The sequence below is a fragment of the Methylophilus glucosoxydans genome (assembly GCF_042676145.1).
GTDB lineage: Bacteria > Pseudomonadota > Gammaproteobacteria > Burkholderiales > Methylophilaceae > Methylophilus > Methylophilus glucosoxydans.
In genome coordinates this window covers 59518-80072 of record NZ_JBHTJW010000004.1, presented here as the reverse complement: position 1 = coordinate 80072, position 20555 = coordinate 59518, and the positions used below count along the sequence as shown (strand labels likewise).

The window sequence follows — 20555 nt, the reverse complement described above, 5'->3', positions numbered from 1 at the left end:
ATGGCGATTACCCTGACAGAAGCCGCGGCCCAACGTGTTGAAAAGTTTCTGGCGAACCGTGGCAAAGGCATAGGCTTGCGCCTCGGTGTCAAAACCACAGGGTGCTCGGGCATGGCTTACACGCTGGAGTTTGTGGATGATCTGCAGCCAGAGGATACGACGTTTGAAAGCCATGGCATTAAAGTGATTGTAGACCCTAAGAGTCTGGTCTACATCGATGGCACCGAGCTCGACTTTGCCAAAGAAGGCCTCAATGAAGGCTTTAAGTTCAACAACCCCAACGTCAAGGACGAATGTGGTTGTGGTGAGTCTTTTACGGTTTAATTGTTGCCGCAGATAACCTTCGTTTTCTGCGGCTGATGACTTTATGCAAAACCATTTCTCGCTGTTTCAGCTACCAGCCCAATTTGAAATTGATCTGGCCACACTCGATGCGCACTACCGCAAACTGCAAGCTGAAGTGCATCCTGACAAGTTTGTGAACGCCTCCCCTGCTGAACGCATGCAATCGATGCAGATGGCCACCTTGGCCAACGAGGCCTATCAAACCTTGAAGCAGCCGACTGCCCGTGCCCGTTATCTGCTGCAACTGCAGGGGATTGCTACCGATGAGGAACAGAATACCGCCATGCCCGCGGATTTTCTGATGTCACAAATGGAGTGGCGCGAGGCAATGGAAGACGCCAAGTTTGGCAAAGACATTCCAGCACTGGAACGCTTGCTGTCAGAAATGCATCTGGCGGCCAAAGACTTGCAACAACAGGTGAAAGCCGAGCTGGCTGACGCCCCGCAAGCGGCGGCGATGACCGTGCGTAAAATGCGTTTTATTGACAAAGTGACTGAGGATATCCACCAGATCATCGCCCAGTTGGAAGATTAGAATTTCATGGCCCTATTACAGATTTCAGAACCAGGTTTTTCCCCAGCCCCACACCAGCACAAACTGGCGGTGGGCATAGACCTGGGCACCACCAACTCGCTGGTGGCGACCGTGCGTAGCGGCATGAGCACCGTGTTGCACGATGAACACGGGCATGCCTTGTTACCTTCTGTGGTACGTTACCTCGAAGAGGCTGTCGTCGTCGGCCATGAGGCGCAAGCGGCACAAAGCCAGGACCCGGTGAATACCATTGTTTCGGTCAAACGGTTTATGGGCCGGGCCTTGCACGACATCACCGACCGCGCGCACATCCCCTACCATTTTGTCGAGAACGACAGCTCACACGGCATACTGGAGCTGAAAACCCGTGCCGGGCTCAAAAGCCCGATTGAGATTTCTGCCGAGATTTTAAAGACACTGAAAGTGCGCGCTGAAAAGGCGCTGGGCGGTGAACTCACCGGTGCAGTCATTACCGTGCCCGCCTATTTTGATGATGCGCAACGTCAGGCGACCAAAGACGCGGCCCGACTGGCAGGCTTGCATGTCTTGCGCCTGCTCAATGAACCGACGGCCGCCGCCGTTGCCTACGGCCTGGATAACGCGGCAGAAGGCGTCTATGTCATTTATGACCTGGGCGGCGGTACATTTGATATTTCCATCCTGCGCTTGAGCAAAGGGGTGTTTGAAGTCCTGTCAACCAATGGCGACTCTGCCCTGGGCGGCGATGATTTTGACCACCGGATTTACTGCTGGGTGCTTGATCAGGTGCGTAGCAAAACGGCAGACTTCAAACCGTTAACCGAAGAAGACACGCGCCTGTTGCTGACCAAAGCGCGCCAGGCGAAAGAATGGCTGACCGATAACCATGAAGCCAATATTGTCTGCAAACTCAGTAATGGTGCATTGGTGGATGAAACCCTGAGCGTGAGCCAGTTTGTTGCTCTGACCGAACATCTGGTCAATAAAACCCTGAGCCCTACCCGCAAAGCCATGCGCGATGCCGGACTGGCCATCGATGAAATCAAGGGCGTGGTACTGGTTGGCGGCGCAACGCGCATGCCGCATATCCGTCATGCCGTACAAGCCTTTTTTCAGCAAGAACCCTTAACCAATCTGGACCCGGACAAAGTGGTGGCCCTGGGGGCTGCCATTCAGGCCAACATTCTCGCTGGCAACCGTAGTGGCGATGATTTATTGCTGCTGGATGTGACGCCGCTCTCCTTGGGACTGGAAACCATGGGCGGGCTGGTTGAAAAAGTCATTCCGCGCAACTCGACCTTGCCGATTGCACGTGCCCAGGATTTCACCACCTACAAAGACGGCCAAACGGCAATGGCGATCCATGTGGTACAAGGCGAGCGCGAGCTGGTCAGCGACTGCCGTTCACTGGCACGCTTTGAACTGCGTGGCATTCCGCCCATGGCGGCTGGGGCTGCCCGTATCCGCGTCACCTTTCAGATTGATGCCGATGGCCTGCTCTCGGTCTCCGCGCGCGAACAGACCAGTGGCGTCGAGTCCAATGTCACCGTCAAGCCGTCTTATGGCCTCAACGAAGAACAAATCACCAGTATGCTCAAAGACTCGTTTGGCGCCGCCGAAGCAGACAAACAGGCGCGCATGCTGCGTGAAGCGATAGTCGATGCCCAGCGCCTGATTGAAGCGATTGAAGCCGCCCTCGCAGAGAGTGGCGATACCTTGCTCGATACGGCGGAGCGTGCGCAGATAGAAGCGTCTATCCAGGCGTTACGTGCCCTGTGTAATGAACACGATAGCCAAGCCATCAAGCAAGCGACCGAAACCCTCAACCATGCCACCGAAACCTTTGCCGCCAGACGCATGGATGCGTCTGTCAAAAAAGCGCTGGCCGGTAAAAACCTGGATTCACTGGAACTCTGATATGCCTAAAATTACCATACTTCCCCACGCTGAACTGTGCCCGGAAGGCACCGTGATTGAAGCAGCCTCAGGGACTTCGATTTGCGACGCCTTGTTGAAGCACGACATAGACATTGATAATGCCTGTGGCGGCGTGTGTGCCTGTACCACCTGCCATGTCATTGTGCGTGCAGGCTTTAACAGCTTGAACGAGATCGAAGAAGATGAAGAAGACATGCTGGACCGTGCCTGGGGCCTGCAACCGCATTCACGCTTGTCCTGCCAGGCCGTGTTGCAGGATCAGGATGTCACGGTTGAGATTCCGAAATACAGCATCAATCTGGCCAAAGAGGGTAACCACTAGGCGCCTGAGTCCTGTGCTCCCACAAAAAAAGCCGATGCATGCATCGGCTTTTTGTTTGTACCAGACCAGCCACTAGCCAATATACGTCTCTTCGAGAAAGTCAACTTTGCCATTCGAGATATCATAAACCGCGCCAACAATACCGATTTGCTTGCTTTGCAGCATATCATCGACAATATCACTGCAGCGGATGATGGTATCGATTTGATATTTCACATTGAGTGCACAAATCTTTTCCACGAAGTCGCCATTCTTAGAATTACGCTGCGCCGGGTCTGAGACTGTTTTTTCGTGACGGATAGAGGGTTTGATCAGATTGATAATCTCACCAATATGCCCGTCTTTAAAATCGTCACAAGCCGCTTTGACTGCGCCGCAAGAGCTATGGCCCATGACCACAATCAGTTTGCTGCCGAGGTATTTACTGGCGAATTCAAGACTGCCAATCGCTTTATCCGAGGCAATATTGCCTGCCAGACGCACACTGAACACATCGCCCAGCGCCTGATCAAACAACAACTCCACCGGTGCTCGGGAGTCACTGCAACTGAGGAATGAAGCAAACGGGTGTTGCTTATCTTTGGTGATTTGAATCAGGCTTTTGAAGTCCTTGTCCTGCTCGAGATCACTGGTAAATCGGTGGTTGCCTTCGACCAGAATCTCCAGCGCTTCGCGCGGGGTCATTTTGTCACGGTCGAGCAAGGGATGTTTGTACATATCAATCTATCCTTAATAATCAGTTTTTTATTATTGATCAGCCAAAATCTTAATGGCCAAGCATAAATTTGGGCGGGTTAAACTGGATGGTTTCAACCTCAATATTTTTCAGTTTGGCCTGTTGCTGGTAGTCTTGAATAAACTCCACCACATCATAGGCGATAGATTTGCTATTGGTGCAATCAATCACCACCTTGCTATTGCGCGGGATGGATGCCAGGACTTCGAGGATGCTCGCTTTATTAAAAAACGATACCTCTTCGGCCAAAACGAGATGATACACTTCGCGGCCCTCTTCGTTCGAGCGCGTTTGCTTGATGTAATGCGAATTACGATAGCTATGGTGCAAGGTGAAGAAAATAGCCACCACCAGGCCCAAGCCGATGCCGGTCAGCAAGTCAGTCAACACAATCGCGGCAATCGTTACCACAAACGGCACAAACTGTTCCCAGCCCAAGGCATACATCTGCTTAAACAGGCTGGGTTTGGCCAGCTTATAGCCGACCATAATCAGAATGGTTGCCAGGCTGGCCAGCGGAATCATATTCAACAGGCTGGCGATGGTGATGGCACTCAACAGTAACCAAAAACCATGCAGTATCGCTGACATTTTTGTGTGTGCACCAAAGGTAATGTTTGCACTGCTACGCACGATCACCTGTGTGATGGGTAAACCGCCAATCAGGCCAGACAGAACATTGCCTAACCCCTGCGCCTTGAGCTCACGGTTGGTCGGTGTCACACGCTTATGCGGGTCTAGTTTATCCGTCGCCTCCACACACAGCAGGGTTTCCAGGCTGGCCACAATCGCCATCACCAGTGCGGTTTTGATCACCAAAGGCTGAGCCATCTGACTAAAATCCGGGTGGGTGAAAAAACTGGCGAAGTCGCCCAGACTGCTGGCAACGGGCAAGCTCACAATCTGGTCTGCCGCCAGTTTGAAGTCCAGCCATTCATGCATAAACGCCCAGTTGAGCGCGATACCGGTTAACACCACCACAATCGGCCCTTGCAGCACTTGAAACACACGATGCTTTTTACTCAAATAGACATCCCAAAAAATCAGGATGGCAAAGGAAACAGCGGCAATCAGGATGGCGCCTGGCGTCAATAAATCCCAGGCCTGCAAAATATCACTAAATGTGTTGTGGCCGCCTGCCTCCTCAAAGGCTTCGTCCCCTTCAAAGTCCGCATCATAGCCAAAGGCATGCGGAATCTGCTTGAGGATAATCAACAGGCCGATGCCGGTCAGCATGCCTTTAATCACCGAAGATGGCACAAAATAAGCAATGAAGCCGGCTTTAAACTGGCCCAGCAAAAACTGGAACACCCCGGCCAGTACGACCGCAGCGAGAAATGCCTCATAAGAACCCAGGTTGCTGATGGCGGCCAGCACAATCACCGCCAGGCCGGCCGCGGGTCCACTCACCCCCAGTTGCGAACCACTGGCGAGGCCAACCACAATGCCACCGATAATCCCGGCAATCACACCGGAAAACAAGGGGGCGCCAGAAGCCAGTGCAATGCCCAGGCACAGGGGCAAGGCGACAAAAAAGACGACAATCGAAGCCGGCAGGTCGCGGTTCAAATGCGCTAACAATGACAACGGCCCTGACCGTTGAGTATCGGTTGACATGGTGTATCAGTCCTCTTTTAATTTATTCGTTTTTATCATCATTTTTTTAAATACTAGCCCCGCCTGTATGCGGGATGTGCGATCACCAGTGTGCAACGGAGGGAATACGGCCATCGCTGACCTGTTCCCACCCGATCTTGTTCAAGTGCCGCCTTAGTCAGCCATGGGCGCAGTGTAAGGACGCCTGCCGATAAAATGCAGTTGCATTTGCTGGTGCTTGTCAAAGCCCTTCTCAGGCTTGTCAGTCACGATGCCTGCGCCAATCCATTTGCCATCGGCATCCTGTTTGGCAACTGGCACTTTTGCATAAGGCCGTTTGCTCAAAAAGTTGTGATGCTGCTGTTGCTTGACCGCTTGCGCCTGATCAACATCATCCGCATGGACTGAACCCATTAAACCAAATGCAGCGATGACTGCCAACCATAATTTTTTCATTGTTTATCCTTTTCGTGTCACTGATTCATCTCAATGACGCCGGGTATCTCATGCACCACAATGCGTTGTCTGATAACCAGATCAAGCATTGTGCACGGGTCCTGACAATAAAAAATCAACCAATATACGGAGTTCGGTATATACTAAATGGCATATGTCTAACGACAGTGCTCACTCACCCATACCCCATACTGCAAATGCGCCTGCCACGGAAAGTGCATTTGCCCTGCGCAACGCCCTCAAACAAAATCAGGTGCAAATCGCGCATGAGCGCCTGTTTGAAAAGCTCGGGCAGCAATTATTTAGTCATGGCTGGTCAGAGAGCCTGCTGCAATGGGTACTGGATGAGTTAAGCGGACAATTTGGTGCGCCGCATGCCCTGATCAGCCAGCAGCATGCCGGGGCGCTCAAAATTCTGGCACAAAGAGGCAATACCTATCCGGTGGGCGCGCGTATCCCCATGCTGGGTGCGCTGGCGCTATGGCTCAAGGAACCAATCACGTTTGAAGTGCATACTCAATATGTCGCCAGCTTATGGACGCTACAACCGCCCGCAGGCACAGCACCCACCTTGCATTGCTATCATCTGCCGATTGCCGTCCAGCAGCGGGCGGTTGGCCTGCTGGCACTCATGACCAGCAATCCACTTAGCCCCGCCAATCTGCAGCTATTGCATAGCCTGTGCGGATTGATTGGATTTGCCCTGCAACAATCCACCCGCACTGCCACTAGCATTGATGACAGCGTGCTGCAAAAACTGACCCCGCGCGAACGCGAGGTCTTTGCCTTGTTACCCTCCGGCGCCAGCAATGCCATCCTGGCGCAAAAGCTGGGCATTTCACCGGGCACGATCAAGATTCATGTAGAACGTATTTTAAGCAAACTGGACTTGCGGGACCGCACACAAGCGGCAGTCAAGGCAGTTGAAGCCGGTTTTAGCAGCGACGGGCTATAAACATGCAGTGGATCGTGGCAGGCTTACACCAATTCAGCAACCGCATGAACCGGCTGTGGCAGGATTTATCGCTCACCACCAAGGGGATCGTGCTCAATGCCTTGCCGCTCACAGTCTTACTGGCGTCACTGGCGCTGATTTTCGAGAGTGAACAGCAAGCAGCCCTGCTCGAAAGACGGGTGCAGAATGCCTTGCAAATCCAGCAGGATATCCAGACCCTGCAAACCTTGTTGCTGGAAGCCTCCACTGGCGTAAGAGACTTTTTACTGACGGGTAACCGGCAATTCCTGACTGGCTACGAAAGTGCCAAGCAAAGTATGCCGCATTTGCTGCACTCACTCGAAACCAACCTGGACGATGCCTCGCAACAACACCTGCTCGATGTCATTCACCCGCTGGTCGCCCAAAACCTGGAAGACCTGGCCGTGATGGCCAGTCACCGAGCGCAGGAAGCCGACCAGGCGCTGATTACAAAGTTTTCCTCACAAGGCAAAGCCTTGAATCAATTGCGCAATCATTTGAATCAGATGAGCGCGCGCGAATCAGCCATCGTCGAGCAAGACAAGAAAGAAGTGATTTTTGAGCGCAAACGCAATTTGCGCATTACGCTGATGGCAGTCATCGCCGGGGTAGCGGGTTCCCTGATTGGTGTCTGGCTTTTCAGCCAGACCATCGTCGCCAGGGTGCGGACCATCCGTGACAGTGCCACCCATCTGGTCAAAGGCGAACCGCTGGCATTGCCCAGCATTAGCCGCGACGAACTCGGTGAGCTGACCAGTGAGCTGGAGCATGCCTCACAATTGCTGACTAAAAGTGCACAGGAGGCGCATCTGGCACGGGTAGAAGCCGAAGAAGCCAGTGCCGCAAAAAGTAATTTTTTGTCGCGCACCAGTCATGAGTTGCGTACGCCACTCAATGCCATTTTAGGCTTTGCCCAGATCCTGGAAAATGACTTGCCCGAGGGGCGGCAAAAAGACAGCGCAACCTTGATTCATAATGCGGGCCAGCATCTGTTAAAGCTGATTAACGAGGTGCTGGACATCTCGCGGATTGAAAGTGGCGATATTGACATGGCGCTGGAACACGTCTCGGTGAATGGACTGCTAGAAGAGGCTTACCACTACCTCAAGCCCTTGGAAAAGGTGCGTGATATTTCGATCCAAACCGAGTTTGCAGCAGACCTGGCCGTACAGGCAGACCGTCAGCGGCTGCTGCAAGTGGTACTTAACCTGCTGTCAAATGCCTTGAAATATGGCCCCGAAAACAGTGTGGTCAAGCTCAGGGCCTATCCCCAGCATGGTCAGGTACGCGTAGAGGTCGAGGATGCGGGCAAAGGCATTCCGCTCGCGATGCGTTCCCGGCTGTTTACGCCATTTGACCGCCTCGGCGCCGAACGTACCGTGACGGAAGGCACCGGCTTGGGGCTGGTGCTCAGTAAACAACTGATGGACGCCATGGGCGGGCAAATCGGGGTCGCTGAAGATAAAAGCCTATTCTGGATCAGCCTGCCGGCACAGCCTAATGCACACCCCCAGCCCATGCATGTGTCTGCGCCAGTGGAGCCAGGCGCGCCTGTGCAGCCGGTCACCACCCCTTCCACCGGCAAACGGCCTATTTTGTACGTGGAAGACAACCCGAGTAACCAGGCCCTGATTGAAGCGATTGTGAGCAAGCATCGTCACCTCAAGCTGCATCTGGCTGCCAACCTGCAGGAAAGCATGGTTTGGTTAAGGGATATGCAGCCAGATTTGCTATTGCTGGATCTCAATTTGCCAGACGGTTCGGGGGAGAGACTGATTCAGCACATACAGGCCGAACGGCAGTCCTTGCAGTCCATGCCCATCGTCGTGTTAAGTGCGGATGCCTTGCCGGAAACCAGGGAGCGCCTGAGTCAGCTGGGCATTACACATTATTTTACCAAGCCATTAAATGTAGCCAGTTTCAACCAGCTATTGCTTAAATTATTACCAGAGTCTGCCTCATGAACATAGAACAACTGCGTGCGTCCAAAATTCTGATTATTGATGATGCTGAAGCCAACTTGCGCTTACTCGAAGAACTGCTGACCAAAGAAGGGTTTGAGCAGGTGATCAGCACCACAGACCCAACCAAGACCATGGATCTGGTCAACGCCTTTCAACCTGATTTAATCTTGCTGGATTTGATGATGCCGGTACTGGACGGGTTTGCCGTGCTCGACCAGCTCTCGCACCATGTCGGCCATAATGAATACTTGCCGGTGCTGGTACTGACTGCGGATGCGACCATCGCTACCCGTAGACGGGCGCTGGCCCTGGGGGCAAAAGATTTTTTAACCAAACCTTTTGACCCCATGGAGGCCATGTTGCGCGTCTGGATTCTGCTGGAGACGCGCTGGTTATTCACCCAGCTCAAGCAACATCAACCTGATTTGCAATTGCCGGGCTATCAGTAAACAACCTTATTGATAAGCGCGTTTGCTGGCAAAGCGCAGATTTAATAATTGACGCTGATGCTGTGCAACGCTTTGTGCCGGATCAGTTACCTTCAAGCCGGTGCCTTCCCAAGCCTGTTCTGATTTTTCAGCAGTCGCATTTACTGTTAATGGGCGTTTACCAAAGTTTTGTTGCTGAACAGGGATGCTCTGATCCGCTAATGCAGTTCCTGCAACAGTGAATAATGCCATACCCACAACAACCAATGATTTAGAAATATTCATTTGAAACTCCTGTCTTTAAGTGGTTACGAGGGCCGTCTTGCTTAACAAATGAGGCTTAACGGATTCTGTAAGTGTCATTCTGCACACAATCCCTTACAACAGCCTTGCAAATATTAAAAAAATATGAATTAAAAAAGACTTCTTGAATAAAGGGCTTTTCAGCTTGAGTTAAGGCTGCGCAGGTATCTTGACGGTTCATTGTGAAACAAGGAGCCCCAAAATGAACAAAATACTGCCTTATGTATTGAGTAGCCTGCTAATTGCCAGCAGCTTGTTGCAGCCAGCTTGGGCTGACGACGACGATGAAGACGATATGCAGAAAATGGAACAAATGGTAAAAGCGTTCGGCCTGATTTCTCAGCAGGAGGCACAGACCAAAGCCCTGGCAGCCAAGCCTGGCGTGGTAAAGGAGATAGAGCTGGAACGCCGCAAATTTAGAGATGGCTGGGACTACGAAGTGGAAATCTTCGATGCCAAGGGCAAAGAGTGGGAAGTCACGCTGGATGCCAAGACCGGCAAAGTGAATAGCCTCAACCGCGACTGGTTTTAACGGGTCGACTCAAGCGCTTAGGCCTGCACGCCGGGCCTGAGCGTGAATGTCACCCGCAGTCCGCCCAGCCATGGCGAATGGTCGAGTACGATGCTGCCCTGATAATGCTGCACAATATCCTGCACGATGGCCAGACCCAATCCGCTGCCCGGCTTGGATTCATCCATACGCATGCCACGTTGCAGCAAGGCCGCCAGTTCTGAAGCCTGGCTACCGGGCCCATCGTCTTCAACAATGATGTGTATCTCCGCCTGCACCGAGATATTTAACTGAACCTGGCTGCGGCACCATTTAAACGCGTTATCCAGCACATTCCCAAGGAGTTCCAGCATATCTTCGCGATCTATCATCACGCGCGGCTGACCGTCGTGCTGCCAGGCAAATCCTACGGTCTTTTCGCTATAGATTTTTTGCAGGGTCGCCACCAGCGTGGGTAGCACCAGTTCCAGGTCCGTCGTTTGGCTGGTATAGGCATCGCCCATCAAGCGCGCCCGTTTTAACTCGCGCTCCACATCCTGATAAATTTCATCGGCACAGCTTTGTACCATGTGCCGCAACTGAGCATCACTCTCTAGTGAGGCGTCCCCTGACAACAATTGCAGCTGGGTGAGACGAGTTTTAAGCCCATGGGCCAGATTGCCGATAGCCAGCCGCGAGCGCCGGGTTTTCTGGCTGGCACTTTTGAGGATACGGTTAAACTCATTGATGAGCGGCATGACTTCGGCCGGACCGCTGGCATTCATCTGCTGCAACTCGCCGCTGGCCACTTTTGCCAGGCTTTCCTTGATCTGCTGTAAGGGATGGAGCGTATTCACGACAATCCAGCGCTGCAAGGCGAGCAGTGCCAGCAACCCCAGCAAGGAAAACACGCCATACAACCAATGAAACATGCGCAAACTTTGCTGCAACTCGACAAGACTCTCGGCGATATAAATCGTGATGGTTCGCTGCTGCTTGCGGTAGCCATGGCCCCATAACAACAGTGGCTGCGACTCAGGGCCGGTGAGGTGCATGACCCGCTCTTCACCCACCTTGAGCGCGCTCACCGGCAAGTTCACATCCCACCACGAGCGGGATTGGGTTTTAGACTGGTCCAGCATCACAATAAAATAACGCCCGGAAAAAGGACGCTGGTATGCCGCCGTCATCACATGCGGTGCCAAGACCAATTGCCCGTGCGCATTGACTGTAACACCCGCGAGCACCCCTTCTGCTTCCTGCTGCATGCGCGCCGTCATCTGCGACTGGATCAGGTGGTCTATGGTAAACGTCACCACCGCCCATTGCAGCGTCAGCAGCCCCACCAGACTGAGCGTCAACCCTAGCGACAATTGCGTGCGTAAAGACTTCATGCTGCCTGCACGATCAACACATAGCCCTGTCCACGCCGGGTCTGGATACGGTCAGCGCCGATCTTGTGCCGCAAGCGGTTCACATAGACTTCGATCACATTACTGTCCTTGTCTGCATCATAGGCGTACACGTGTTCGGTGAGCTCGGTTTTAGAAAAAATACGCCCAGGATGCAGCATTAAATACCGTAACAGCCTGAACTCGGTGCCCGTCAACACGTGCGCGCGCTGCGCTTGCCACACCGTTTGCGTTTGCTCATCCAAACGCAGATCGTCCACCACCAACTCACCACTGACCACCCCCACCGTGCGTTTATGCACGGCCGCCAATCTGGCCAGTAGCTCCTGCAAGTGAAAGGGCTTGGTCACATAGTCATCGGCGCCCACATGAAAGGCTTCGACTTTTTCCTGCCAGCTGCTACGCGCGGTCAGAACAATCACCGGCAACGCCAGCCCCTTGCGCCGCCACTCGGCCAGAATGTCCATGCCCGGACGGTCCGGCAAGCCCAAATCCAGAATCGCCAGATCATAAGGTTCCAGGCTACCCTGTATCGCGGCTTCAACGCCCGCTTGCAACCAATCGCAAGCGTAGCCCGCCTGCGCAAGTGACTGCTGCAGCTGTGCGCCCAATAAGGCATCATCTTCTACTAACAGCAACCGCATCAATCATCCTGTTCCATTTTGAGCAACTGCCCGGTCTTGGCGTCCAGTTTCAGCTCCCACACCTGGCTACCCGCATCCAGAATGTCTATCTCATACACGTAGCGGCCATGTTTCTTCTCCAACTCAACCTCGAGAATTTCACCGGGTTTGTAAGCTCTGGCTTTTTGAGAGATTTTTTCCAGACTCAGAATTTCACCTTTGGCAGACAATCGGCCGGCATTGTCAGGGCTTTCCCCTGAATCTGCCTGCGGCAAGCAGGCTAATGTAGTGCTCATGATCAAAAGCGCGAGAAGTACTCTCCTGGCGCGACGGGGCATCCCAACCATGCGTATCCAACTCCTGCAACAGAGACTATGCCGAAAAGTTTAACAGCATTCATCTTAAACCAAGCTTAAATTGGGCCATGACCTGGCTGCATGGCCACAGACGATGGATTATTTCAAAACCCGCCCTTTAAAAAGCCGGTTGCAGCTACAATATTGGTTTGGCACACATCTCCAACGCCCAACGCATCATGCAATTTTTATCTCACAGCTCCACCGCCCGCTTACCTACCCAGTTTGGCGAGTTTGATATCCATGTCTTTACCGATAACCGCAATGGCCTCGAACATGTTGCGCTGGCCTGCGGCAACCTGCAAGGCGCGCAGTCGCCGCTGGTCAGGGTGCATTCCGAATGTTTAACCGGCGATGTGTTTGGCTCAACACGCTGTGATTGTGGTGAACAGTTGCACCACGCGCAACGCCTGATCCAGCAAACCGGCCTAGGCCTGATCCTGTATTTAAAAAACCACGAAGGCCGCGGCATTGGCCTCAATAACAAAATGCGCGCCTATGCCTTGCAAGACACAGGCATGGATACGGTAGAGGCTAACCTTGCCTTGGGCCTGCCAGTCGATGCGCGTACCTACGAAGCAGCCGCAGACATGCTGCACTATTTTGAAATCAACACCATCCAGTTGCTTTCCAATAACCAGGAAAAACGCACAGCCTTGCAATCGCTGGGGATCAGCGTGGATCAGCAAGTCCCCTTGCTCACGACCCCAACCATAGAGAACCTCAAATACTTGCAAACCAAGTCAGTCAAACTTGGGCATTTGATTCCAGACTTGTGATGATTCATCACCAAAGCTTCAAACAAACCAAAACGCTTAATTGCAATAAAAGGTAGTCTCTTTTCGGAATTGCCAAATTGCGTCTGCTCTTACAGGATAATCTTTTAAATTGATTTTCTGTAAAGCGTTTACGATAATCAGCTTATCTCGTATTGCTATGCGCTTTAATCGCGTTAACACGAGCATTGAGCATGTGAGGAACATATGGTGGAAGAAATAACGGACATTTGGCGGTGGAATGTTGATGACGTGTGGCAAAGCTATTCCTCTATGTTCCAAGAGGCTTCGCTTACACATACGTCTTGTAACGAAATTGAGCGGTACCACCACCTGAGTGCTTCGCTTCTATTCGGTGGCTGTGCTATTGAATCATTCTTGAACGCCAAGATGCGCGCCCATTGCAAAAGTAAAGGTGTCGATGAAGACCAAGTGCTAAAGCGCCTTCGCTTTACAAATCTACGCGACAAGCTCGAAAGGTGGCCCTCAGAATTTTGTGAAACAGCAATTACTCCGGCAGATATTAATTGTATAGCTGACTTCCTCGACCTTAGAAATGAAGTTACTCATCGCAAGCGTAAAGATCATTCTCTTTATAAGGAGCTTGATGAAACCAACATTCTTATCTTCGTTCAAGCCCTGCAACGTGCAATCGTCACGATTTATTCTGGACTGGGAGAATCATTCCCATATTGGCTGTTAGGCTGGAACTACGTGGGAATGAACGGTGATGAAACACACCCATGTTTGTTAAGCAATCAGCAATTTAAGCACTCTCTTAATCGGTTTGGTTTCAAAGTTCCTGCATGGGAATATCATGCCGCAAATGAATGGGAACGTGCCTATATGAGTAACTCGGAAGGGTTTACAATACTCAAAGAACAGGTCTACTCGCACTGCCCTGACATCGAACCACGCTCCGACCGATTCCCTGGAATTCCTCGCCTATGCAAACGATGGTGGGATCGGTCCTACATCAAGAATGCGTAACCACATGCTTAATCAATCCATCATGCATGACTGGCTCAATCATTTTTCGATGATAGAATTTAAATTCCTATAAGAATTGCGTTCCCGATATTGCAATCCTCTTATGTCAATCATTAACTTTTTGAAGTCAATAATATGGAAGATTTTGCCAAAGTATTTTTCTCGTCGTCATTAGGTGTAATCTTCACAATCTTCCTACTAAAGACTTGGTTTACAGCTCGCATTACTCATTCAATCAAAAACGAGTATGACCGCCAATTTGAGACATACAAGCGAGAGCTCGATAGAAAACAAAAGATTGAGCTAGTAGCAGAATTGCTAGCCGAATGGATAAAACATCCTAATGGCGAGGAAATACCAACAGATCAACGCACAACACTGAATAAACTTTCATTTCAAGCAAGCCTTTGGCTCCCAGAGGAGCTCGCAGCTGAACTCAGCAAGACACTTCAACTTCGTCCAGATTCAAAATCAATATTCGATATTCTCTTATATGCACGCAGCCAATTACTCGGTGACAATTCTCTAACCGCAGATTTAGTTACTTTCTGGGAACCCAAGCTTGAGCAAAGTGTAAACTCAATTTTGCCAGTAAAAAATCCAAATATTCATTCAACCGCAGCGACGCAAAAAGCTGCGCAGTCTTCTAGCTAATTTAAAAGTTCATAACCATTACAGGAGTCACCTTGGAGCCATTTAGCGTTTTTCTGTCATCAACCGTAGTATCTGCTTTTGTGGCAGCACTCATTTCTCTTCGTACAAATGAGAGAAAAATTCAGATTGAGAATGTCACCCAAGAACGCGCCAAATGGCGTATCACTATGCGGAATCTTTCCGACTCTCTCGTCAAGGCAAGTCTTACGAAAGACATTCAAACCGTTAGATTTTGTTGCTCCCAGCTTGCCTTGAACGTAAGTCCTTTTAGCGCCGAGGATAGGGCATTGATCAAAGCAGCAGAACTGCTGGCCACAGCCGAAGACAAAGATGCTCAAGTAAAAGAGTTTACTGAGCGAATGGCAATACTTCTAAAACATGATTGGGAACGTGCGAAGTGGGAAGCTCGTCCTTGTTTTTTTCGTGGAAAAGAACCAAGACGCGTTCCTTATAACGAGTTTAAATACATTGACTGTCCATCACAATCCGCCCCTAAACTACCTAAGAGTTCACTAGCTCTTTGGGGGCATTTTGCAGCATTATCTTTTTCTGCTGGTATCATCTTTTTTCTCGCAGTTGGTCTAACCGAACCGTTTCAGAAGCTCGTGAAGATATTCAACGATTCACGCACCAACAAACCCATTTGCGCTTGGATACAATTCATTTATTGGTCGACTGTCTGCGGTTCCATGTGGTCAGCCGCGTATCTCTGGTTCAAGGGCAGTGAAAAGAGATTTCTTGAAATTTGGTTTTCAAAATGAAACTACCCACTATCAATCTCACTTCGCTGGACGCTGCGCAATAAAACCGCGCAGTACTGGTTAACTCTGCAATAGCAGAGATTCAACGCGCCTCCTATTAGCACACACCATCAGCTTGTGTACCACTGGCATTCTGGTTAGCCCTTTAGGGTGGGCAACTTGTTGCCCACGCGTTAAATCCCTCGCATATTGATTCAATATTGCATCACCAACGCGCCAACCCTCCTAAAACAAGTTACCTTTCACAGTAGTCACTTACCGTAAGCAACGCTTCTTATGTGATGTCGATGTGCGCTTTGCGCTGCGGGAAGCTACCCTATTGCTACACCGTTATTGTGATCATCGAATCCTCGTTGAGACTTGAAAATAGCTCATCTCAGCTCTGATTTTTCTTATGCTTAAAGCAATCCAAGTATGCCGTTTGGTATATACCAACCTACCTATATCTATAGACGATTTATGGAAAAAGTCCGCGCATAATACAAACCATCGTGATTGAGCAAATTTTTAACAGATTGCCATCACATTGACTAATAGATAGGAGAACAAACATGCGTAACGTTATTTCTGCAATTGCTTTAGTAAGTGGTTTTATTGTTGCTGCCCCAGTAGTGGCGGTTGAACAAAATGGTGGGATTGAAAAAGTACAAACTGCTCAACACTTTTTGAGCAAGCGTCCATATGCTAGCCCAGTGGTTGCGAAAGCTGACGGTGAGCAACCCTGGGTAGGTGCGACACTGGTGGTGGATGGTAACAGCGGACGTGCGAACGTTCATGAAGTGCAAAAACTGCACATGCTTGGTAAACGCGCTTTTTAATCCAGGGCATAGGGTCCACGCGAAAAGTGAAGCGCCCCAATTGCTTTAGGACAAATTTAGGAGATTACAAATGAAAAAATTATTTTTAACCGTATTGGCTTTAGGCTTTGTGGCGCAAGTAAATGCTGCTGATTTATCGGATAACGAGCAAAGTGTAGGCCAGTCACATCACAATCACTTTATCGGGAAACGTCCCTACAACAAAATTCTTGATAAACCAGCCAAGGGGGCTGATCAAGCCTGGGAAGGCACTGGTTTAGTGGCTGAAGACCCTGAACAAGCTGAAAAGAAATTGATGAAACATAATCAACATCAAATGAATTTTATTGGTAAACGGCCATATGTTGCACCGCATAACCCTGACTAACGTCTGATTTACCAAACGATTTTAAATCTCTCTGTGTTACCCGCCTGTTTTTTGGGCGGTTTTTTTATTCCTTCGCACACTAGAACAATCAAGAGGCTGGGTAATACTCACGATTTGGCAAGGGCATTGAGGGTGGCCTTACTCTACTTTTCATCGCGACTCAAAGATGAGGATTTTTGCTGAAAATTGGGAAAGTTGCTTAGCGTTTGAAGAGAGTGGGTTGGGGATAGTTAGAGCGTTTGGGTATTGTGCCGCGTGGGCAACTAGTTGCGCAACCTACTATACTTACATTTTTAACCGATGACACTTACAGAAAACACACTTTAGGAAAGTAGGCATGAAATCGCTATCTCTCTTGTTCAGCTCTTTACTCTTTGCAACTTGGATACCTGCAGCGCATGCCGCTGAGGCATTTATTGGGCAGTTTCTTTACAAATATGATGGCGGAAGCATTTACCGGGTGGAGGTCAAAGACCCGCAATTCATGACATGGACCTGCGTAGAAGGGTCAGAGAAAGGTGCCAGCGGCAAGGAGCGCCCTGATCGCTTTAAAATAGCCGATAAGATTTACTTTGCTAGCTGGGTTGAGAAAACTGGAATCAACGTCACTCAGGTAGTCAACCTGAACACCATGAAGGTGTATTCGACCATTATTGATGGCAAGGAACGCTATGTGATTTCAGGGGCTATCGTACGCGAGAAGTGAGATTTACCTGCATGGCGAACGATGATGTCCATTCGCCATGCAGTTTGTAGGGTGAGCAACTTGTTGCCCACGCGTTGAAATCATTCTCGACAAACGATGAGTTGCTTTCAGCCATTTAACAATCGTTGATTACCACAAATGCAAAAAAGCGCAGCCATAATCGCTGCGCCTTTGTATTTACCAAGTCAAATTAAAACACCCGCAACTGAGTAGGTTTCAAATACACCGTCTCCCCCTGCTTGAAACTTAACTGATTAAACTGCTCTCTCCCCAACTCCACATCCACATATTGCTCATTGTCTGCACGTTTGATCTCCAAACGCACCAGTGAGCCCACAGAGTGCACATAGGTGAGCGCACCGGCGATACTTTGCGCGTCTGCTTCTCGGCTGACGGCAATCTCATATGGACGCACAAAGCCTTTGCCTTGCGGGGTTTCAAAGGCGTTTACATTGCCTAAAAACTCATACACAAACGGCGTGGCGGGTTGGTCATACACCGCTTGCGGTGACCCGACCTGCTCAACCTGACCGTGATTCATGACGACGATGGTGTCGGCGACTTCGAGGGCTTCTTCCTGGTCATGCGTGACGAATACGCTGGTCACATGCAGTTCGTCATGCAGACGGCGCAACCAGCGGCGCAGGTCTTTACGCACTTTGGCGTCTAGCGCGCCAAATGGCTCGTCCAGCAACAGTACTTTTGGCTCGACGGCCAAGGCACGTGCCAAGGCAATCCGTTGGCGCTGGCCGCCAGACAATTGCGGTGGATAACGGTCAGCCAGCCAGTCGAGTTGTACCAGCTTGAGCAAGTCATGCACGCGTTTTTTGATCTCGGCTTCCGAGGGGCGCGTTTCTTTGGGGCGCACGCGCAGGCCAAAGGCGACGTTTTCAAACACGGTCATATGGCGGAACAGCGCATAATGCTGGAACACAAAACCGACCTGGCGCTCGCGCACATCACGGTGGGTGGTGTCCACGCCATCAAACAGCACCTGGCCGCTGTCTGGGGTCTCCAGGCCAGCGATAATGCGTAACAGCGTGGTTTTGCCGCAGCCTGAAGGCCCAAGCAAGGCCACCAACTCGCCTGAGGGGACTTGCAGATTGATATCGCGCAGGGCACTAAACTGGCCAAACCCTTTATTGATCTGTTGTATGGTAATGCTCATCTTAAGCCGTCACTTCCTTTTCAATCGCGGCGGCATCGCGGGATGCCTGCCATTCAACATAGGTTTTCAAAATCAGGGTTACCAGGGCCAGCAGCGTCAATAATGAGGCCACTGCAAAGGCCGCCGCGTAGTTATATTCGTTATACAAAATCTCGACATGCAAAGGCATGGTGTTGGTCAGGCCGCGGATATGGCCAGACACCACAGACACCGCACCAAACTCGCCCATGGCGCGTGCGTTGGTCAAGATCACGCCGTAAATCAGCCCCCATTTCACATTGGGCAGGGTCACATGCCACAGCATTTTCCAGCCAGAGGCGCCCAGCACCAGTGCAGCCTCTTCCTCTTCTTTGCCTTGCGCCTGCATGAGCGGGATCAACTCGCGCGCCACAAACGGAAAGGTCACAAAAATCGTCGCCAGCACAATGCCAGGCACGGCAAATACCACTTTCAGGTCGTGATCGATCAACCATTCACCAAACCAGCCTTGCAGGCCAAAAATCAGCACAAAGATCAACCCGGCAATCACCGGCGAGACGGCAAACGGTAGGTCAATCAGGGTGATCAAAAAGCTTTTGCCTCTAAAGTCAAACTTGGTAATTGCCCAGGCGGCGGCCACGCCAAATACCAGATTCAGTGGCACCGAGATCAGCGAGGCGATCAGAGTCAGCTTCATCGCGGACAAGGCATCAGCTTCGGTGATCGCAGCTAGGTAGACGTCCCAGCCTTTGCGCAAGGCCTCGGTAAAAACGGCGGCCAGCGGCACCAGCAAAAACAGCCCTAAAAACGTCAGTGCCAGGCCAATCAAGCCCCAGCGGACCCAGGTGGGTTCAGAGGTGGCGCGTTTGGAGGCCACTTTGCCCTGATATTGTTGAAATTGTGTGGTTTGCATCATCCTACCTATGGTTTATCAAAATATACGCAACGCTATGCTTTCAGCGGCTACCGATTATTTAGCGCCATGGCGGTGACTGCTCCACCATTGCAGCAAGTTGATCAACAGCAGCAACACAAACGAAATCACCAGCATCACAACGGCAATGGCCGTGGCGCCTGCATAATCATATTGTTCAAGTTTGGTGATGATCATAAGCGGCGTAATCTCGGAAATCATCGGCATATTGCCGGCGATAAAGATGACCGACCCATACTCCCCCACCGCGCGGGCAAATGCCAGTGAAAAACCGGTGAGTAGCGCCGGCCAGATGGCGGGCAGAATAATTTTGTAAAAAGTTTGCCAGCGGTTGGCGCCCAAGCTGGCCGCGGCTTCTTCGGCCTCGGCACTAAAGTCTTCGAGCACCGGTTGTACGGTACGCACCACAAACGGCAAGCCAATAAAGGTGAGCGCCACCACCACGCCGAGTGGGGTAAACGCAACTTTGATGCCATGTGGCTCCAGCCAATGGCCTAACCAGCCATTCGGCGCATAAATCGCGGTGAGTGAAATCCCGGCCACCGCCGTCGGCAAAGCAAACGGCAAGTCGACCAGTGCATCGAACACTTTTTTGCCAAAAAACTGATACCTGACAAAGACCCAGGCAGTGAGCAGGCCAAATACCAGATTAATCAGCGCTGCAATCAATGAGGCGCCAAAGGTTAGTTTATAGGTAGCAACCACGCGCGGCGTGGTGACCACCGCCCAAAACTCATGCCAGCTGAGCTCGGTGGTGCGCAGAAAAACAGCGGCTAAAGGGATGAGAACGATTAGGCTTAGGTAGACCAGCGTGTAGCCGAGTGACAAGCCAAAGCCGGGGAGTAAATGTTTCTTTTTTTGTGATGCCATGGTGTATGGTGATCCGTTAAACAGGCGCTAATATAGCTGCATTCTTTTAAATCATTAAAGAATGAATAATCAT

At 51.0% G+C, this 20555-nt stretch carries 25 protein-coding genes; 15 read left to right on the top strand and 10 right to left on the bottom strand.

The genetic code is table 11. The annotated features are described in order from the left end of the window. The 4 genes from iscA to fdx are packed head-to-tail and all read left to right on the top strand — an operon-like array spanning position 1 to position 3119. A complete protein-coding gene (iscA, locus tag ACFQ1T_RS13900) occupies positions 1-324 on the top strand; it encodes an iron-sulfur cluster assembly protein IscA (RefSeq protein ID WP_194747017.1) in 324 nt (107 codons plus the stop codon). A gap of 43 nt (positions 325-367) precedes the next feature. Next, complete coding sequence (gene hscB, locus ACFQ1T_RS13895) at positions 368-880, top strand: Fe-S protein assembly co-chaperone HscB (RefSeq protein ID WP_379077841.1); 513 nt, start codon at positions 368-370, stop codon at positions 878-880. Positions 881-886: 6 nt separating this feature from the next. Beyond that, on the top strand, positions 887-2776 hold the full coding sequence (gene hscA, locus ACFQ1T_RS13890) for a Fe-S protein assembly chaperone HscA (protein ID WP_275356832.1): 1890 nt from the start codon (positions 887-889) through the stop codon (positions 2774-2776). Between the two features lies 1 nt (position 2777). After that, complete coding sequence (gene fdx / locus ACFQ1T_RS13885) at positions 2778-3119, top strand: ISC system 2Fe-2S type ferredoxin (RefSeq protein ID WP_194747020.1); 342 nt, start codon at positions 2778-2780, stop codon at positions 3117-3119. 72 nt (positions 3120-3191) lie between these two features. Here fdx and ACFQ1T_RS13880 read toward each other — a convergent pair whose 3' ends face one another. The 3 genes from ACFQ1T_RS13880 to ACFQ1T_RS13870 form a co-directional block, all read right to left on the bottom strand. Next, on the bottom strand, positions 3192-3836 hold the full coding sequence (locus ACFQ1T_RS13880; protein WP_313984155.1) for a carbonic anhydrase: 645 nt from the start codon (positions 3834-3836) through the stop codon (positions 3192-3194). Positions 3837-3885: 49 nt separating this feature from the next. Further along, positions 3886-5472, bottom strand: coding sequence for a SulP family inorganic anion transporter (locus tag ACFQ1T_RS13875; RefSeq protein ID WP_275356833.1), 1587 nt, complete (start codon positions 5470-5472; stop codon positions 3886-3888). Positions 5473-5625: 153 nt separating this feature from the next. Beyond that, positions 5626-5907, bottom strand: coding sequence for a hypothetical protein (locus tag ACFQ1T_RS13870; RefSeq protein WP_379077836.1), 282 nt, complete (start codon positions 5905-5907; stop codon positions 5626-5628). Positions 5908-6061: 154 nt separating this feature from the next. Between ACFQ1T_RS13870 and ACFQ1T_RS13865 the strand changes: the two genes are divergently transcribed. The 3 genes from ACFQ1T_RS13865 to ACFQ1T_RS13855 are packed head-to-tail and all read left to right on the top strand — an operon-like array spanning position 6062 to position 9296. Next, entirely contained in the window at positions 6062-6862 is an 801-nt protein-coding gene (locus tag ACFQ1T_RS13865) for a LuxR C-terminal-related transcriptional regulator (protein ID WP_379077833.1), read from the top strand. Between the two features lie 2 nt (positions 6863-6864). Beyond that, positions 6865-8847, top strand: coding sequence for a hybrid sensor histidine kinase/response regulator (locus ACFQ1T_RS13860; protein ID WP_379077830.1), 1983 nt, complete (start codon positions 6865-6867; stop codon positions 8845-8847). Continuing rightward, positions 8844-9296 (top strand): response regulator, encoded by a 453-nt coding sequence (locus ACFQ1T_RS13855; protein WP_194747026.1) that lies wholly within the window; start codon positions 8844-8846, stop codon positions 9294-9296. Before ACFQ1T_RS13860 ends, ACFQ1T_RS13855 begins: the two co-directional genes overlap by 4 nt. Positions 9297-9302: 6 nt before the next feature. Here the strand turns inward: ACFQ1T_RS13855 and ACFQ1T_RS13850 are convergent, their stop codons facing one another. Further along, positions 9303-9560, bottom strand: coding sequence for a hypothetical protein (locus tag ACFQ1T_RS13850; protein ID WP_194747027.1), 258 nt, complete (start codon positions 9558-9560; stop codon positions 9303-9305). A gap of 220 nt (positions 9561-9780) precedes the next feature. Here ACFQ1T_RS13850 and ACFQ1T_RS13845 point away from each other — a divergent pair, with 220 nt between their 5' ends. Further along, positions 9781-10110 (top strand): PepSY domain-containing protein, encoded by a 330-nt coding sequence (locus ACFQ1T_RS13845; RefSeq protein ID WP_379077826.1) that lies wholly within the window; start codon positions 9781-9783, stop codon positions 10108-10110. Positions 10111-10127: 17 nt separating this feature from the next. Here the strand turns inward: ACFQ1T_RS13845 and ACFQ1T_RS13840 are convergent, their stop codons facing one another. Genes ACFQ1T_RS13840 through ACFQ1T_RS13830 form a run of 3 tightly spaced genes read right to left on the bottom strand, consistent with a single transcriptional unit; the run spans position 10128 to position 12399 of the window. Next, a complete protein-coding gene (locus ACFQ1T_RS13840; protein ID WP_379077823.1) occupies positions 10128-11462 on the bottom strand; it encodes an ATP-binding protein in 1335 nt (444 codons plus the stop codon). Further along, on the bottom strand, positions 11459-12124 hold the full coding sequence (locus ACFQ1T_RS13835; protein WP_379077820.1) for a winged helix-turn-helix domain-containing protein: 666 nt from the start codon (positions 12122-12124) through the stop codon (positions 11459-11461). Before ACFQ1T_RS13835 ends, ACFQ1T_RS13840 begins: the two co-directional genes overlap by 4 nt. Next, positions 12124-12399 (bottom strand): PepSY domain-containing protein, encoded by a 276-nt coding sequence (locus ACFQ1T_RS13830; RefSeq protein ID WP_228518646.1) that lies wholly within the window; start codon positions 12397-12399, stop codon positions 12124-12126. Before ACFQ1T_RS13830 ends, ACFQ1T_RS13835 begins: the two co-directional genes overlap by 1 nt. 239 nt (positions 12400-12638) lie before the next feature. Here ACFQ1T_RS13830 and ribA point away from each other — a divergent pair, with 239 nt between their 5' ends. From ribA to ACFQ1T_RS13795, 7 genes are all read left to right on the top strand, one after another. Then, positions 12639-13238: a GTP cyclohydrolase II gene (ribA, locus tag ACFQ1T_RS13825; protein WP_379077816.1), complete on the top strand. Its 600-nt coding sequence runs from the start codon at positions 12639-12641 to the stop codon at positions 13236-13238. Between the two features lie 204 nt (positions 13239-13442). Further along, positions 13443-14225, top strand: coding sequence for a hypothetical protein (locus tag ACFQ1T_RS13820; RefSeq protein ID WP_379077813.1), 783 nt, complete (start codon positions 13443-13445; stop codon positions 14223-14225). 135 nt (positions 14226-14360) lie between these two features. Then, positions 14361-14879: a hypothetical protein gene (locus tag ACFQ1T_RS13815; RefSeq protein ID WP_379077810.1), complete on the top strand. Its 519-nt coding sequence runs from the start codon at positions 14361-14363 to the stop codon at positions 14877-14879. A gap of 32 nt (positions 14880-14911) precedes the next feature. Then, the gene (locus ACFQ1T_RS13810; protein WP_379077807.1) at positions 14912-15640 is read left to right on the top strand and encodes a hypothetical protein; all 729 of its coding nucleotides are present in this window, start codon (positions 14912-14914) and stop codon (positions 15638-15640) included. A 551-nt stretch (positions 15641-16191) separates the two neighbouring features. Further along, positions 16192-16458 (top strand): hypothetical protein, encoded by a 267-nt coding sequence (locus tag ACFQ1T_RS13805; RefSeq protein ID WP_379077804.1) that lies wholly within the window; start codon positions 16192-16194, stop codon positions 16456-16458. Between the two features lie 70 nt (positions 16459-16528). After that, positions 16529-16825 (top strand): hypothetical protein, encoded by a 297-nt coding sequence (locus ACFQ1T_RS13800; protein WP_379077802.1) that lies wholly within the window; start codon positions 16529-16531, stop codon positions 16823-16825. Between the two features lie 337 nt (positions 16826-17162). Next, positions 17163-17531 (top strand): phenolic acid decarboxylase, encoded by a 369-nt coding sequence (locus tag ACFQ1T_RS13795; protein WP_379077799.1) that lies wholly within the window; start codon positions 17163-17165, stop codon positions 17529-17531. 190 nt (positions 17532-17721) lie between these two features. On the opposite strand, the gene ACFQ1T_RS13790 is transcribed toward ACFQ1T_RS13795, so the two are convergent. Genes ACFQ1T_RS13790 through cysT form a run of 3 tightly spaced genes read right to left on the bottom strand, consistent with a single transcriptional unit; the run spans position 17722 to position 20482 of the window. Further along, entirely contained in the window at positions 17722-18699 is a 978-nt protein-coding gene (locus ACFQ1T_RS13790; protein ID WP_194747042.1) for a sulfate/molybdate ABC transporter ATP-binding protein, read from the bottom strand. Between the two features lies 1 nt (position 18700). Further along, the gene (gene cysW / locus ACFQ1T_RS13785) at positions 18701-19591 is read right to left on the bottom strand and encodes a sulfate ABC transporter permease subunit CysW (protein WP_379077795.1); all 891 of its coding nucleotides are present in this window, start codon (positions 19589-19591) and stop codon (positions 18701-18703) included. A gap of 57 nt (positions 19592-19648) precedes the next feature. Next, complete coding sequence (cysT, locus tag ACFQ1T_RS13780) at positions 19649-20482, bottom strand: sulfate ABC transporter permease subunit CysT (RefSeq protein WP_194747044.1); 834 nt, start codon at positions 20480-20482, stop codon at positions 19649-19651. Positions 20483-20555 lie beyond the last annotated feature (73 nt).